Here is a 16,219-nt window from a genome sequence, read left to right as displayed (position 1 = left end):
CTTTATTCCTACTAAGGAGGCCCGTTATCTCATGCACAAGAGCACAAAAGTTTTACTCTGCAGTGCTGGAATATCTTTAATGCTTGGAGGATGTTCTGGTATTAGCAGCACGTATAATAATCAAGACAGTGAAAAAGCTAAGGTCCCCTCTGAAGCCACAATGGTAAGTGTTCAGGAGTATACCGGAGAAGGCTATGCACTTCCGTATGGCAAAGGGACGGATAAAATCGCTGATGATCATTTTGCTCAAATAGAGGAAGCTGCTATCAAGTTTTTTAAAGAGAACTATAAGACGGCCGTAACCGTTCATAACGTAGTTGGTGCTAGGGATGGGGCTACTGTGTTTGTAGAATCCAAAGGTGAGCCGCATTTCTATACGTATGCAGCAGTTCCAATAGATAAAACATCCGAAAAAGTGGATCTTAGTAAAATTCAAGCTGATGAATATCAGGTTCAAAACGCCATCCAAGGCGGTTTATATCATATGATATTCAAAGAGGAATTTAGTCAGCTGGACACTTACCTCCATTCACTTTCCGAAAAGGGGAAAATCACCGGGAAAACTGAAGAGGCTTTGCAAAACGTGGGCGGGCATGGCTTTATGACACCTTATTATTTTATTTCAACAGCTTCCGAGGACGCAGCCATTAAGCCCGTGTATGACCTATACATAAAAAATCCTGAGGAAAGCATTGATAACCTAAAGGCTGGCTACGATGAAAGCTTATTCGATAAAGAAAACTTTCAGATTAATATTCAGTTGTTCATGAAGGATAAACAATCAGTACCTAGTAAAAAGATATTTAACCAAGTTACAAAAGACCTTGATGAAATGAAAAACATCCCTAAAGGAACATATAGCTTCTATTTGAACGATAATTATATTCATGCAGAATCATCTGAAGGTGCTAAAGACAATTCCCTGAAGCGGGCTTTTCCCAACTATATTATTAAAGAATAGAAGCAGCTAAATAATGGTCTATTTGCAGGTTTTGGGCGGCTATTTACAAATTTCATTCTCTATTCACCATACCGCCCAAGCCTGCAGCCTGTATGCTTCCTTTATAAAAAGCACAGTTCAATCAAACGTTTGATTGAATTATACTAGCCCTCCAAATGCTCTTCTATCAGCTCTCTAAAAAGCTCATTCAATTCCTTATTCTTCTGCCCCTTAAGCCATTCCACCTGGTTTATGGGCAGGTTTAGTTTAAGTGTGATTTTTTCATTCGGCATCTCGATCTTTCGAATCTCCTCCAGCGTAATGCCAGCTTCAATATCGGGAAAGTCCGGCTGATCCTCTCTTATTCTCTTGAGTCCTTCATAGGCCTCTTCCGGGTCCGCTTCGCAAACTAAGCTCAGCCGGGGCAGCTTTCCAGGCACAACTTTTAGAAACATAAAAGAGCTGATCTGCCCGCCGTCTTCCAATTCTATTTCTGTGATTAAACTTTCCCTGTCTTGATATTTTCTTAGAGTCACTTCGCTTACAATCATGTCTACTTCCAATGTACTTCCGGAAGACGATTCAAAGATATAGATAGAACTGCTAAATATATAGATTTCTTCCCCATCAAGATTTATCGATTTTATAGCAGACATCCTTGTTCCTCCATAAAATTCTTCAAAACTATTTTTTTATATTCTCTATTAATTTAACATACAAAGCCCAGCGCTACTACGGTTGCCTCATGCAGTCCCTATTATTCAGATTTTCCCCTTCTATTCCAATAACTACTAAAAAAATAGGGTATAGTCCCGATAACAATAGTATGATATGCCACTGATTACGAAATTCATATAAAAGGAGGCAAGGATTTTTCCTGACACTTAGCCTTTTAGGTGTTTCATGTTTCGGAAGAGTTATTTTGTAAATGCACACTTCATCTTTATCATGCATAAAAATTATTAATAATGACAGGGAGTTGTCTACATGAACAAACTGCGCATCTGCTCATTCGCATTGATTGCCCTTCTGATCACAGCTTTCTTTTTCCTGCCAAGCACGCAGGCATCAGATAAGGTTCATACCGTTTCGTCCGGCGATACCGTTCAGTCCATCGCTGCCAAATATAAAATATCACCAGTTCAGCTTATGAAGCATAATGGATTGCCTGATGAAAACCTCTATCCTGGCCAAAAGCTGCATATTAATTCTGCGACTTATAAAAGTGCCCAATATCAATGGTATGAGCGGGGCCGGCAAATTGCACGCTACGCCAAAACGTTTGACGGTTTTAAGAAGGAGATGGGCGAAGAGTCTCCTGAAAAAGGGTTTGATTCCAGCGGACTTATTTATTGGACCCTCTCACAGCAAGGGATCCCTCTGGATCGCACGACCAATGAAGGATTTTACAAGCTGGGAATGGATACAGCCTCCCCAAAAGCCGGGGATCTGATATTCTTTGTAAAAAAGGATAAGACCGGAAAAGTAACGGAAGTGATGACAGGCGGAATATACCTTGGAGACCAGCAGTTTGTCCATTCCGGATATGGATCTTCAGCCGTTAAAGTAAAGTCTGTGTCTGACAATTGGTTTAAAGACTACAGTTACGTCTTTAAAACCTTCACACCTAAAGGAGAACATATTGTTCAAAACGGGGAGACATTAAGCAGTGTAGCAGCAAGATATAATAAGTCGGCTGCTGCTGTAAAAATACTAAATGGACTTCCGTCTGACATCATCCTTGAAGGGCAATTTTTGCAGGTATATAATGAGCCGCTTTTCCCTTTCTATTCTGAAGAGGATGCTGCTTATGATAAGGCCATCGATGTTATCAAATATGCCTACACATTTAGAGGCTATGAATATGTATGGAGCGAGGAGAGCCCTGAAACAGGCTTTGATTGCAGCGGTCTCCTTTATTATGTTATGAAGCAGCATGACTTGCCTATCACCCGTGAATCCGCGGCATCCTATTCAAGTATGCTGGATGTAACTTCTGAGCCGAAAACCGGGGATTTCATATTCTTTGAAAATACCGGCTCCCGCACAGGCGTTACACATGTTGGCATTTATCTTGCTGAAGGCTATTTCATTAATACAACAGAGAGAGCCGGGGTGCACATCTCTCACCTATCCTCATCCTTCTTTACTGAAAAGTTTCACAGTTACGGGGATATCAGCTCTCTTATTCAATAAGAGCCAAAAAAAGACTGCCTAAACTCACTAGGCAGTCTTTTTTAATCCAGCTCTTTTTCTTTATATTTCTCTGTTGCTTTTTCCAGTGCCTTTAAGAAATCTTTATAGTTTTCGGTCTGCTGCTTTCGGTTGTTCATGGCAAAGTCACGGTCTTTAAAGAAGCTTTTCCTGAGCTTGGTTGAAAGCTCCAGCTGCACTCCCCCGCCCTTTTTGCCGCGGTTTACAATGTTTTTCTTGCCTGTTCCGCCAAGCCGGTCAGGTGCATCTTCCACATCAAACCCTGCATCATCAAGGGCATCTTTTACTAACTTCATATACTTCTTATTTCTGCCGCCAACATAGACCTTTTCGTCATTCACATCACGGTGGCCATGTATTGAAAGGCTAGTTATGGCCTTTTCCGCCATTTGAACACCTGCTGGCTCATCATAAAGAGTAGATGTTATATGGAGAATACTGTTGTCTTTCGGCTTCAGCCCCTCAAAGATATAGGTGCTGGCATCAAGCCTTTCACCCAAATCCTCAGCCAATTCGCCGGTACCGATTTCAATATTGCCCCCATGTATCGCAAAAATGGCCACTTCCGGCTTACGCTCGTAAATCTTGATCCGATAATCGATATTCTCTTTTTCATATTTCTTCAATTCAGCAAAGCTGCGATATTCTTCAGGTCCCGAATTGCCGGGCAGCAATGATTTGATGAGAAGTATCAGCAATATAATAACGATGCTAAAAAGACTTATGCGCAACATGGAAAAAACTCCTTACTATAAGAAGAAGTAAGCAGATGAGTTCCGCTTACTTCTATGACTTTTTATGCTTGTCCATTTTGATGCTGCTCAATTTTTTTCTGTTCATCAGGTGTTAACGTATCTGTGCGCTTAAGTGTGTTCATTGTGAATAATAATGTTCCAACAAGTACGACTGGCAAGATCCATCCTGTTACTTTTTTTACTGTGTTCATGTCCCTATTTCCCCTTTTCTTGTTCTGCTCTCCAAATTCCGCTTCTCCGCGGGTCACCCGCACCGGACATTGTTTTTTCTTTTAGGCTCATAATGAGCCCCTGAACTCCCCCATAAAACATAGGAGAAGATTTATGGATAACCTGATAACCCCTATTCTCTAACTCTGACAAAACATCCTTAGGGAATTCAGATTCCGTATAGATTATGCTGTTTTCAAATGTAAAACGGTCACGATTCACCATTTCCTGAAGATCCCTTTCTCCCTTTGCATAGGAGTAAATCACCTGCATAAGGATCTGCGGAATTCTGTTTCCGCCAGGCGAACCAATCCCGATGACTTCATCAGGGCTGATCATGACAGTAGGGGCTGTAAACGTTCTCGACCGCTTATTGGGTGCTTCCCCATTGATTCCGCGATTTGCGAAATTCTTCAGCTGGTCATTCAAAAAGAATCCATTTGTATACGCCCCGGAACCAAAATAATTACTTAAGGTGTTGGTCGCGGAAATCACCGTTCCCTCCTGATCCATGACAACAAAGTGGGTCGTGCTCTCATGCTCTTCCTCTTCTTCCTCAGCATACTCGCTATCTTTAGCGAGATTATCCTCGAGAATTGAAATGTGTTCATCTGTGATATATTTTGAGATTTCCCCTGCAGTTACGCCGTCTCCAATATGGACCCGGCGATCTTCATAGGATACTTTTGCAATCTCACCGATTCTGTCAATATAATCAGCCTGGTTCCGCGAATTCAAGCCGGTCTCCTCCGCCAGCTTCAGCATTTGAAGCAGGGTTGTTCCCGAAAAAGGCGGGGGAGCCGTGAATACTTCATAGTCTGCAAATGACCCTTGGACAGGCTCTGTATGCTTCACCTTATATCGCTTAAAATCATCAAGCGGAATGCCGGTTTTCGCTTTGACCGCTTTTGCAATATCCCCCTGATAAAAGCCTGCACTGCCTTTTTCCTGAATCACTCTAAGCGTTTTAGCCAGATCCTTTTGAACAAGTATTTCCCCGGGCAGTATGGCTTTTCCGTTAGGGTAGAAGATCCGCGTACTGTCTGAATACACTCTGTATTTGGCTGTCTCCAGCCGATGGGAAAATCCCCGGTCAACCGCGAACCCTTTTTCGGCATACTCTACGGCCGGATCGATCAGTCTTTTCATATCCATCGTGGCGTATTGTTGATGGATTACCTCCATCCCGGCGACCAGTCCGGGAACACCGAAGACTCCGCTGCCGTTATAATTTGAAGGAGAGCTTTCCCTGTAATCGATAAAGTCAGGCTCACCTTCAGCAGGAATGATCAGCATTCCCCCGCCGCCTCCAATTCCTGAGGCGAACGGTTCTACAACGCCCAAGATGTAGGAAATGGCAATGGCAGCATCTGCTGCATTGCCTCCATTCTTCAAGACATCCATCCCGACATCTACCGCAATCGGATGTGAGGCACTGACCCCATAGAATGCTTCCGTTTGTTTTTCCAAAGTGCTTTTTTCAGGGGACACGTTCGTACAACCGGTTAACAGGCAAACAGAAACAATCAGCCGCCAAAAAGTTCGGTTTCTCAATACGGTGCCCCCTTAAAGTTTAATTTTCTTTTTCTTGCCTTTTTTTCATGCGATCAATTACATGCTTATGATTGGCAATAATCTCGATTTTATTATCCTTCTTGGACCAATATACATTTTCAGCGGTTTCTTTCGTTAATTGATTAAACACCCGAAGCTGGTCAAAATAGCCTGTGGCCAGTCTTGGGGCAGCTTCTTCTATTTGAAGAGGAATCACATCGATTGCTGCTGTACCATCTTCCGTCAGGTTATACTGGACCATCGCAGAATCCTTTGTACGGGTCCACCCCTGATCAAATACGAAATTGCCTAAGCTGTAAAAGATGATTCCATCTTTGTATACGTCAAACGATTGAAGCACATGGGGATGATGCCCGATGATGATGTCAGCCCCGGCATCGACCATTGCTTTCGCCAGCGCTTTCTGGCGGGGAGTGGCTTCCGTGTCATACTCCTGTCCCCAGTGGACATTAACCACAACCAAATCGGCATTTCCATGGTCTTCATTTTTTGCCTTTTCAATCATGTCAAATAACACATCAGGATTTGCGCTCAATAGACCGTTTCGATCTTTTGTCGCAATCGTCCCCTCCACAAATGCGTCGGTGAAACCAAGCGTTGCCACACGAACACCATTTACATCCTGATAGTTGATATGCTCTTTGGCTTCTTTGCGGTTTTCTCCTCCGCCGACATACTCCATATTGTAGCGGTCAAACACATCCAGGGTGTCGCGAAGTCCTTCTTCCCCATAATCCATCAAGTGGTTATTGGCAAGGTTCATGACCGTAAAGCCTGCATTTTTAACCGCATGGATGGCATCCATATCAGTGCGCAGGTGAATGCTTTTTTCTGCTTTTTCATATTTATTAACATCATCTTTTAAGATGGGATGCTCAAAATTCCCGCTCACATAATCGGAAGCATCAAAATACGGCTTTACATGACGGAATAAATAATCTGCTCCATGCCTTTTCGTCACTTCTTCCACATGCCGCCCCATCATTACATCGCCGACCATCGTCATCGTCAGCTTCTGATCTTTCCGCGGCTCTATATCCTTCACTTCATCTGTTCTTCCAATCCATGTCGAAGCGACCAGGAAGATAACCAGAATAGGTAAAACAACAGCACTATAGCGAAGGTTTTTATACTTCGTTCTTTTGATAAAAATAAGCAGTTTTTCCTGAAAATTTAAGGTTCGCTTCATTCCATTCACTTCCCTAGAACAAGTAGTACACGTTCATGATTCCGAACGTTAAACCGGATAACAGAAGCGTACTGCCAAGCGTTAATGGCATTCCTTGTTTTTGAATTGTGTTGGCGATTAATCCTGGTACAATGATCCCGATTCCGCGGAATTCAAAGATCTCAAATGGCATGACAGGGTAAAAATAATCCAGTATCAGCTTCAGGCAAATCCCGGTTATCAGCATGGCAGCAAATTTTCTTCTGCCATATAAAATCACCCATCGGCCAATGCCGTGTGTCACAATTAAATAAGTTAAGATACTAATCAATAAGACCACAACCATAAATACGGGCTGGTTAAAAACCAGTGCTAAATATCCAGGCACAACAAGGCCTGCAGGCAAGACACCTGTTTTTTCTGTAAAAATAAGACTTAGTGTTACCCCCAAAACAAGGGCAACATATAAATCGGCACCAAACATTTGTATCCCTCCCCTTAACTTGCTTTTCTTTTAATATCCATTCCTTTAATGGCATCGATCAGCGGCTCTGCTGAACCATGAATATTTCCGACCCCATAAACAATTCTGTTTTCCAAATAAGTCTCAAGTTCAGCCATAATTTCTTCCGTTGTATAATCTTCCAGATCCAAATACACTTTTGTATCCAGCTTGCCTTCCGCATGAGCATCTGTGATCGGCTCAGTTGTCTGGCCTATGGCCACCACAACCTCTGATTTAATATAAGGAAGAACATCACGTGCAAACTGTTCCGTGCGATCCACCCGGTCTGCACGGCAGTTCATGATGACAATTGGTGATTCTGTGCTATACCCCAGCGTGCTCACACGCTCCCAGATTCTTAAAGTAGATGACGCATCATTGGCTGCAAAGCCATTCACAAAGAAGGACGGATTGGCATTGTCGCCAAAACGGGTAATCCTCATTGCCCCGGGGTCAGGATGTGCATTCAGCATTCCCCGGAATGCCGTTTCTTCATCAATTCCAAGCGCCTCGGCCACAGCCAATGCAAGGGACGCATTATCAGGGAATACCATGTAATCAAATTTACGCAGGAATTCCTCTGTAATTCTGGAGTTATCCGCTACAATCACTTTCGTGTTCCGTTCCTCTGCAATTTTCCTGAACAGGTCCAGATACTCACTCTCGATTGTAACCAGGTGGCCATTATAAGGAATGGTTGCTGTAAAAGCTTCCGCCACCTCATCAAGAGTAGGACCCATCACATCCATATGGTCCTCAAGCACATTCACGATAACGCCGATATTGGCCTGGATCATTTTGTTCTGAAAGGTCAGCTGATAATCCGGCTGTACAGCCATACACTCACAAACAAGCGCTTCAGTTCCGAGTTCAGCCACCTCTTTGACAACCCGGCGCTGCTCACCGATATTGGGACCTTCCGGCCGGCGCTTAATCGGTTTTTCTTCATCTGTATGCCAGTAGATCATCCGGGCTGAAGTACCCGTGGTTTTACCGACTGTTTTATATTCCGCCTCTTGAATCACACCAGTGATCAGACGGGTAACAGTCGACTTACCGCGTATACCGTTCACATTTACGCGGACCGGGATTGAATCCAGCCTCTTCTGGTGCTTTCGCTGCTCAACAATTCCATAGATTACGAGGAATAACGCACATATTATGATGAGAGCCATTTGAACAACCTCTCTTTAGATTTATTTTTAACACTGTACAAGGCTACATGGTTTCAAACCTGTATACAACCCGGAAATTATACTAAAATACTAAATAGGTCTTCTATAACCACTAACGACTCTGACGGGGTTTCTAAATCTTTTTGCATTGGTACTTTATTATTAGATAACTATTAAACTTTGTATTTATATGTTTATATTTCTTTAAATGTAAGGAAACTGGTATCTTAATATAATTTGGGTTTGAAGTATAATTGTGTAATTTGAAGGGTTTTTTAGTTATTATGTAATCCAAAGAAGCCCTGCAGAATCTCTGCAGGGCTTCCTTAATCGTACTATTTAGCTAAACCGTTCACTTTTTTCATTTTCCCTAGACTGTAAGTATGACTTGGGTTCAGGTAATGGCGCTTCCCCAATCCATTTGTTTATATATAATTTTCCTTTGACCTATCACCCATACCCTCCATATAATTGTCTTTGTATATACATAGGATTAATGGCCCCAATTAAAATCAGAGGGTTTTGCTATCAGGTCTTTCTTTGTCCGAAAGAATGCAAAAATTCCAACTTCACTTTCAATTTGTTATCAAAAGAAAGGAGATGCTAATGAATACAACCAAAGAAAAAACCGTTTATTTGATTTCAGGCCCCTGTGGAGTCGGTAAATCCACCCTTGCCAAACTGCTGGCTCAAAACATACAAAAAAGTGCTCTTATCAAAGGAGATGACTACTTATCCATGTACGGAGAAGGGTCTGAACCACCTTGGGCTGAGATGTTAGCCATCATGTGGAAAAATATCCTCTTGACCACACAAATACTTATTCAGCACGACTACAGTGTTATTATCGATACGGTTGTTGAAGATGAGCTGGAATGGTTTTGTAAACATTTTTCCCATCAGAATCTCCATATTAAATATGCAGTTTTACGAGCGGATGAAAATAAGTTAATCGAACGCTTAAAAAAACGGGGAGATCCACAGTTAATAGACCGTTCCCTCTTTTTGCTGGAACAGCTGGAAAACACACCGGTTAATACGCCATATCTTTATGATACTTCACATAAAAAGCCAGCTGAAATCGTAAAGGATATTATTAACCTTTCACAATTTAACTTGGTCACTCAATAGCAGTTCATAAGAGATTTCACTTAAAGAAGGGTGGAGCTGATTGTATTGGAATGGAAAATTAATCAAACCAGAACAGAACAAGTATCCCGATTTGAAATAATAGAAGAATCGGTTACCTTGCCAAATGATACAGAATTCGATTTTTCTTATATTAACTTTGCCAAAGGTGTCTGTATTTTGCCGATTACTGATGATAGGAAGATTCTTTGTATCCGCCAATATCGTCATGCGGTAAAACAATGGCAATGGGAATTGCCTGCAGGAATGATTGACAATGAAAAGGACGATCCTCTTTTGACTGCAAAAAAAGAGTTAGAGGAGGAAACCGGTTATCAGGCACAGAAATGGATTCCATTTGGAAGTTTTTATCCATCACCTGGCTCAACTTCGGAAGAAATCTACCTATTTGCTGCCACTGGCCTTAAGGAAACCGAGCAAAGGCTGGAACCAACTGAGTTCATTGATTTATATGCACTTGAAGCAACTGAACTATATGATTTAATCAATAAAGGAGAATTTCAGCATGGTGCCGGAATGGCTGCCATTTTAAGATACTTAGTAAAGAAGGAATCACTTCTCTGAACATGTATCTGTTCCACCCGCGGAAACCTAAGAACTCCTTCAGCTTAAGCTTTTTTCAGCTTCGAGGAAATCTATTATTTTTCGGGAAATAAAATGTTTATTCGCCAATTTTCTTCCTGATTAGGCAACAGATATCGCCCGGCGGTCTTATTTCACTAAAACAAAAAACCTTGCCGCTAATCAGCAAGGTTTTTCTTATTATTGAAGTCTTATGGATGTGAAACGATAAGCTCACATTCTCCGCTTACTGTAAATTCCCCCATACCCACTGGTAAAATAACATGGCTGCCCTTTTTAAATGAGTAGCTTTCCCCATTATGAGTGAGAGAGCCTTCTCCTTTAATGACACTCATTAGCAGGTATTTGTCTTCAAAATTAAATGCTGCGGACCCTTTAACATCCCATTTATAAACAGAGAAGAATTCAGATTGTACAAACGCTGTAATCTCAGCATCATCCCTCTTCTCTACCTTGGGAACACTCTTGGAATCTTGGTGCGGGACAGCTGTAACATCAATTGCCTTATCCAGGTGAAGGTCACGCAAGTTCCCTTGATCATCTCTCCGGTCATAGTCATAAACACGGTAGGTGGTATCAGAGCTTTGCTGTGTTTCTAGTACTAGTGTCCCTTCACACAAGGCATGAATAGTTCCGCTTGGCACATAGAAAAAGTCACCCGGCTTGATTTTCACTCGGCGAAGCAGTTCATTCCAATTCCCTTCTTCTATCTGCTCCACCAGTTCTTCTTTTGTATTGGCGTTATGGCCGAAAATCATGTCTGCATCTTCTTTACAATCAATGATATACCAGCACTCCGTCTTTCCCAGCTCTCCATTTTCATTAGCCATTGCATAGGTGTCATCAGGATGCACCTGAACGGACAGATCCATATTGGCATCGAGGATCTTTGTTAATAGCGGAAATACTTCTCCTTGGGGATTGCCAAAAATTTCAGGGCTCTCTTTCCAAAGCTTATCGAGGGTTTTCCCTGCAAATGGACCATTCTCGACTTCAGATGGCCCATTAGGATGAGCAGATATTGCCCAGCATTCACCCGTTTTATCACTTGGAAGGCTATAGCCAAATTCCTTTAATGCTGTTCCTCCCCAAATTCTTTCTTTAAATACCGGCTTTAAAAATAGTGGTTTCACAGTTGTTTCCTCCATATTTAAATTAGTTTTGTTCTATTAACGCACGTTTAGCAAGCAATAGGGAGCCAGTAATGCCGGCCCGATCTCCTAATCCAGGGCTTACAATATAGTCCGATAGCTCAGGCAGTGATACATACTCCTTCAACAGCTCCGGCAAATATTTATAGATCGATGAAAACACTTGAGATTGATTCATGACACCGCCGCCAAGGATAATCTTCTTCGGTGAGAGAATTAAGATATATTGCATGAGTGCTTGTGCGATATAGTATCCTTCCAAATCCCAGACTTCTTTCCGGTCTGCCAAGTTCACCCCTTTATCTCCCCAGCGCTCTTCAATGGCTGGACCCGCAGCCAGCCCCTCCAGGCAATCAGCATGGTATGGACATTTCCCATTATACGCATCATTTGGATGACGCCGGACTAGAATATGACCCATTTCAGGATGTGAGTGACCTTGCAGCAGATTCCCCTGAACAACCGCCCCTGCACCGATACCTGTTCCTACAGTTATATATAAGCAGCTATCCAGACCCTTTGCTGCACCAAGGGTTGCTTCGCCTAATGCAGCAGCATTTACATCTGTATTAAAACCTGCAGGTACCCCAAATGCCTCTTTTATTACTTGCAAGAAAGGATAATTTCTCCATTCCATTTTAGGGGTAGAGGTAATGCAGCCATAGGTCTGACTATCCGGATTTACATCGATCGGTCCGAACGAACCAATACCAATGGATTCTATATCAAATTGCTTAAAGAACTCAATAACCCTTGTCATGGTTTCTTCCGGAACTGTAGTAGGTATTTGAATGGAATGCTCAATAACACCCGTTTCATCCCCCACAGCACAAACAAATTTCGTCCCCCCGGCTTCTATTGCTCCCAGCATATCGACCATTCCTCCCAATAAAAAATGAATTTCCCTGTTATCTTTTGAGCTCGCTATTACCTTCGGCTTTCTCCAAATGAAATAAAGTGTCGGTACCATTATGACATAGACTATAGGAAAAATACTAAAGGATATAGGTAAAAGCTGTTCAAGATTATAGTAGTTTTTCATGCCTAAAAACAGAAAGACATCGATAATTCTTCCATCCCCGGGCAGATCTTCAGCGACTAAGCTAAAACTTCTCTGTTATATCTGTTTTGTCACTATTAATAGCCGTAACTTTCAACGTATTCCATGGAATTTCCATTCCTTCAGCCTGACTTACTTTAACAGTCTTTACCTGGTTCGGCAGCAGATCAAAAAAGTTATCATCCATAACAAGCTGCTGTGCATCCATTTCAATTGTAACCATGCGAGCCAAATGATCTGTTGAAAGAGTCAGCTCATTGTTTTCTTTATTGTATTCAACTATTATGTTTACATCAGGCAAGTTTAAATCCTTTTGATCACAGAAGTAATAAGTATTTTCGCAGGTCCTATTCTTTTTAGAACGGAGGATCATTACGGCCTCCTCCGGTAAAAGCCCTCCCAAAGCCTCTTTTTCTCCAATCGTATCCAAATGATAGGATATATTCTCCGATATAGAGACGCTCCATTGCTTCGAAAACACCTCTTCACCATTCAAGCGATACACGGCAATCTCAATTTGGTCGTCGTAAATCTCCAGACGGTCGTTGACAACCCAGATTTTTAAGTCCTTTCCCCGGTCATGGTCAATCGTTAATAGAGTAGGATTGAAAAATTTCTTCGCATAATGGTATGAAGCTTTTGGCAGGAGATAATAATCAATGACTGACCAGCTTGTGCCAGGCCAGCAATCATTTAGCTGCCAAAATAACGCCCCGCTTGTCTTTGGTTTATTCCGGCGATAGTGTTCAATACCATATTTTAATCCTTCCGCCTGGGTCAGCATGGAATAAGAAATATACTCATCAAGATCCTTAGGAACTCCAGTGTATCCCTCCATCAAAAGCATCCCTTTTGGATGGTGTATATCTTTATTCCTGTATGCCATCTCTTCACTGCCCCAAAAGAATTGGTCCTTAGGGATATTGCGCTCAAGCGTATAGCGGTTGGACGAAGCATGCATTCCAAATTCACTGGCAAAGGCTGTCGTATCTTTCTTGAAGTTTCTAAATGACAGTCCTTCAACACTATAATCCACGCTCTGCGGCTCCCCAAAGGTTCTGGGCTCAATATTCCCGTGCCAAACCTGCCAATTATGGCTATCCCCCTGCTCCCTGGAGTTGTGGTCATTTCCGCCAAAAGGAGAGCTCGGCCAGAACAAGCGAGTGGGATCCAGCTCTTCCAAAAGTTCAGGCATTAGTTCATGATAGATTTTTTCCCCGTAAAAAGGGTCTTTAATTTCACCAGAAGAAAACAATGCTTCATAAAGCCAGTCATTTTCATTATTTCCGCACCATAAGGCCAAACAAGGGTGATTCCTCAGGCGTTTGACGACTTGCGTAATTTCATTTCTGACATTGAGCATAAAGTTCTGGTTGTAATCCGGATATAGAGCACAGGAAAACATGAAATCCTGCCAGACTAGGATACCAAGACGGTTACATTCTTCATAAAAAACATCTCTTTCATAGATGCCGCCGCCCCACACCCTAAGCATGTTCATATTGGCGTCTTTTGAGAGCTTAAGCAAATGTTTATAGCGCGAATCCGGAACTGATGCTATGAAGCTATCAATCGGAATCCAATTGGCTCCTTTAGCAAAAACCTTCTTGCCATTCAAAACAAATGTAAAGCAATGATTCCCCATTTCATCCTTTTGAAGGACTTCAATCGTTCGAATACCAATATTCTCCGCCCTATCATCAATCTTCTGATGATCTGCATATAATTCAATATTTAAATGGTATAGGTGTGGAGTCCCGATATCATGGGTCCACCATAGCTTTGGGTTCTCAACTTCAAACACAGCAATAGCCTTTTTGCCCTTCAGCTCTGCTCTGCTGGTAAACCGGTCTTCTTCACCATATGATAACTCCATCTCAATATGTAAATCTGTTTCTTTACTATATGTTTCGATGTCCACCTCAACTTCAACGAGTGCTTTATCTTCCAGAATAGAGCATGTCTTTGCAAAAACAGAGCCAATTTTGCCATACTTCCTTTTCTTTAAATGGACATCTTTCCAAATCCCTGCTGTAACAAGCCGAGGCCCCCAGTCCCAGCCAAAATGGCTTTGTGCTTTCCTAGTCCATATCCGTTCTTTGCTGTATCCTGACCAATAATATTGAACTTTCTCTTTTACATGCTTGTGAATCGGGTCAAATTTTACTGCAAGAACATTTTTGCCCTTTCTTAACTCCCTTGTCACTTCAAAAGTATGACTAATAAACATATTGTCTGTTGAGCCAAGCTCGACGCCGTTCAAGTAAACCGTTGCGTATGTATCAAGCCCCTCAAAAACCAATTCATACTTTTCTTCTTTATTCTCTAGTCCATTAAAATCAAAAGCCTTACGGTACCACCATACCTTTTCCTCTACCCACTGGCATTTCAAATCATTATGTCCATAAAAGGGATCGTCGATCAGTTTCCGGTCAATTAAGGCTGAATGAACATCGCCAGGAACAGAGGCAGTCATCCAGAAGTAATCAATATATTCTGGAGAGGCCACTTCTAAATCCCTCACTGCCCCAACATCAAAATGCTGAATTTTCCAATTGTTGTTTAACTTCATAGAAATATAACCTTCCCATTTCATTTTGGAATTGCCATCTTAATAGATAAAAGGCCAAAATCAACTATTTGATTTTGGCACTCCTATTTCAACTATTTAATATAAGTCAGTGATTCTAAAATTTCCTTTAAGCTTAACTCGGCACATGCCATTGAGGTATCAGCCACTCCATAGAACATTTTGACAACGTCTCCTTCAACCAATGCACCGCATGAAAAGACAACATTACCAAAGAATCCTTCTACTTCATAGTCTGCCTCAGGCTCCAGGATTGGCTGATCAGAGCGGGCAATGACTTTAGTTGGATCATTTAAGTCCAGCAATACAGCTCCCATGCAATAACGGTGGTCAGCAGTAGCACCATGATAAAGCTCAAGCCACCCTTTTTCTGTTTTAATCGGAACAGCTCCACCGCCCATACGGGCACTATCCCACATACCTTCACGCAGTCCCAGCAAATGCTTATGATTTCCCCAGTGTAAGAGATTCGTGGATTCAGCAATCCAAATTTCAGGCTCTCCTGCACTTTTTGGCACCGGCCGATGGAGAGCATAATATTTACCATTAATTTTTTCAGGAAAAATTAGCACGTCCTTGTTTTCCGGCGCGAAGATCATTCCATGATGCTCGATCGTCACAAAGTCCTTTGTCGAAACCATGGATTCTCCCACCCCTGCAGGTGATGCTGCACTGAAATAAATATAATACGTATCATCAATTTTCGTAATACGAGGATCCTCAATTCCAAAGGTCTCCAATTCATTTGACGGATAGACAAATGGTTTTTCATCAATCGTAAAGTTATGGCCATCTTTGCTTCTGGCAATCCTCAAATAGGATAAGGAGGTCAGATAAGCAAATCCGCCCTTTGCTCTGCTTTTTTGAATCGTGCGGGGATCAGAAAAATTGAATGCAGGATCATGAATATCAAATTCCAAAATTTCAAGCTCATTTGTTTCAGGATTATAGACAGGTGACTTTACAATATCCGGGTCTTCACTAATCGGACGCTCCGCCACACGCAATAGCATAATGATTTCATCATTAAACTGAGTAATTCCGGCATTGAAGGCTCCAATAACTTCAAAGTCACTTCTATGCGGTTTTACATCCATGGGTGTTACTAATGGGTTTTCTTCGTATCTATAAACATGCATGGCTGG

Annotated in this window: 15 protein-coding genes; 4 read left to right on the top strand and 11 right to left on the bottom strand. The window is 42.0% G+C overall.

All coding sequences use genetic code 11. The annotated features are described in order from the left end of the window. The first annotated feature begins 31 nt into the window (after nt 1–31). Complete coding sequence (locus tag AC6CHU_RS11725) at nt 32–961, top strand: DUF1672 family protein (RefSeq protein ID WP_498121731.1); 930 nt, start codon at nt 32–34, stop codon at nt 959–961. Nucleotides 962–1,104: 143 nt separating this feature from the next. Here AC6CHU_RS11725 and AC6CHU_RS11720 read toward each other — a convergent pair whose 3' ends face one another. Further along, nucleotides 1,105–1,596, bottom strand: coding sequence for a hypothetical protein (locus tag AC6CHU_RS11720; RefSeq protein WP_498121729.1), 492 nt, complete (start codon nt 1,594–1,596; stop codon nt 1,105–1,107). 331 nt (nt 1,597–1,927) lie between these two features. Here AC6CHU_RS11720 and AC6CHU_RS11715 point away from each other — a divergent pair, with 331 nt between their 5' ends. Then, nucleotides 1,928–3,136 carry a C40 family peptidase gene (locus AC6CHU_RS11715; protein WP_498121727.1) on the top strand — a complete coding sequence of 403 codons (1,209 nt, stop codon included), beginning with the start codon at nt 1,928–1,930 and terminating at the stop codon, nt 3,134–3,136. Between the two features lie 41 nt (nt 3,137–3,177). On the opposite strand, the gene AC6CHU_RS11710 is transcribed toward AC6CHU_RS11715, so the two are convergent. From AC6CHU_RS11710 to pgsB, 6 genes are all read right to left on the bottom strand, one after another. Further along, nucleotides 3,178–3,888 carry a poly-gamma-glutamate hydrolase family protein gene (locus AC6CHU_RS11710; protein WP_251283392.1) on the bottom strand — a complete coding sequence of 237 codons (711 nt, stop codon included), beginning with the start codon at nt 3,886–3,888 and terminating at the stop codon, nt 3,178–3,180. A 62-nt stretch (nt 3,889–3,950) separates the two neighbouring features. Further along, a complete protein-coding gene (locus AC6CHU_RS11705) occupies nt 3,951–4,100 on the bottom strand; it encodes a CapE family protein (protein ID WP_201306497.1) in 150 nt (49 codons plus the stop codon). A gap of 4 nt (nt 4,101–4,104) precedes the next feature. Further along, nucleotides 4,105–5,673 (bottom strand): gamma-glutamyltransferase family protein, encoded by a 1,569-nt coding sequence (locus AC6CHU_RS11700; RefSeq protein WP_498121724.1) that lies wholly within the window; start codon nt 5,671–5,673, stop codon nt 4,105–4,107. Nucleotides 5,674–5,692: 19 nt separating this feature from the next. After that, nucleotides 5,693–6,883 carry a CapA family protein gene (locus tag AC6CHU_RS11695; protein ID WP_498121722.1) on the bottom strand — a complete coding sequence of 397 codons (1,191 nt, stop codon included), beginning with the start codon at nt 6,881–6,883 and terminating at the stop codon, nt 5,693–5,695. Between the two features lie 13 nt (nt 6,884–6,896). Beyond that, nucleotides 6,897–7,346, bottom strand: a complete 450-nt coding sequence (gene pgsC, locus AC6CHU_RS11690; protein ID WP_159863157.1) for a poly-gamma-glutamate biosynthesis protein PgsC — start codon at nt 7,344–7,346, stop codon at nt 6,897–6,899. Between the two features lie 14 nt (nt 7,347–7,360). After that, entirely contained in the window at nt 7,361–8,542 is a 1,182-nt protein-coding gene (gene pgsB / locus AC6CHU_RS11685) for a poly-gamma-glutamate synthase PgsB (protein WP_159863158.1), read from the bottom strand. Between the two features lie 606 nt (nt 8,543–9,148). Here pgsB and AC6CHU_RS11680 point away from each other — a divergent pair. Both AC6CHU_RS11680 and AC6CHU_RS11675 read left to right on the top strand, forming a co-directional pair. Then, nucleotides 9,149–9,673, top strand: coding sequence for an AAA family ATPase (locus AC6CHU_RS11680; RefSeq protein WP_498121719.1), 525 nt, complete (start codon nt 9,149–9,151; stop codon nt 9,671–9,673). 45 nt (nt 9,674–9,718) lie between these two features. Continuing rightward, nucleotides 9,719–10,255: an NUDIX hydrolase gene (locus AC6CHU_RS11675; RefSeq protein ID WP_159863160.1), complete on the top strand. Its 537-nt coding sequence runs from the start codon at nt 9,719–9,721 to the stop codon at nt 10,253–10,255. 209 nt (nt 10,256–10,464) lie between these two features. On the opposite strand, the gene manA is transcribed toward AC6CHU_RS11675, so the two are convergent. The 4 genes from manA to AC6CHU_RS11655 form a co-directional block, all read right to left on the bottom strand. Continuing rightward, entirely contained in the window at nt 10,465–11,421 is a 957-nt protein-coding gene (gene manA / locus AC6CHU_RS11670) for a mannose-6-phosphate isomerase, class I (protein WP_498121717.1), read from the bottom strand. Nucleotides 11,422–11,428: 7 nt separating this feature from the next. Further along, a complete protein-coding gene (locus AC6CHU_RS11665; protein ID WP_159863253.1) occupies nt 11,429–12,295 on the bottom strand; it encodes an ROK family protein in 867 nt (288 codons plus the stop codon). A gap of 232 nt (nt 12,296–12,527) precedes the next feature. Further along, nucleotides 12,528–15,056, bottom strand: a complete 2,529-nt coding sequence (locus AC6CHU_RS11660; RefSeq protein WP_498121715.1) for a beta-mannosidase — start codon at nt 15,054–15,056, stop codon at nt 12,528–12,530. Between the two features lie 92 nt (nt 15,057–15,148). Next, a complete protein-coding gene (locus AC6CHU_RS11655) occupies nt 15,149–16,213 on the bottom strand; it encodes a BtaManbiosPhlase (RefSeq protein ID WP_159863163.1) in 1,065 nt (354 codons plus the stop codon). Nucleotides 16,214–16,219: the final 6 nt, after the last annotated feature.

This window comes from Cytobacillus sp. GQ23 (genome assembly GCF_059758675.1).
Note: the sequence above shows the minus strand (reverse complement) of the source record. Positions and strands in the feature narration are given on the sequence as shown.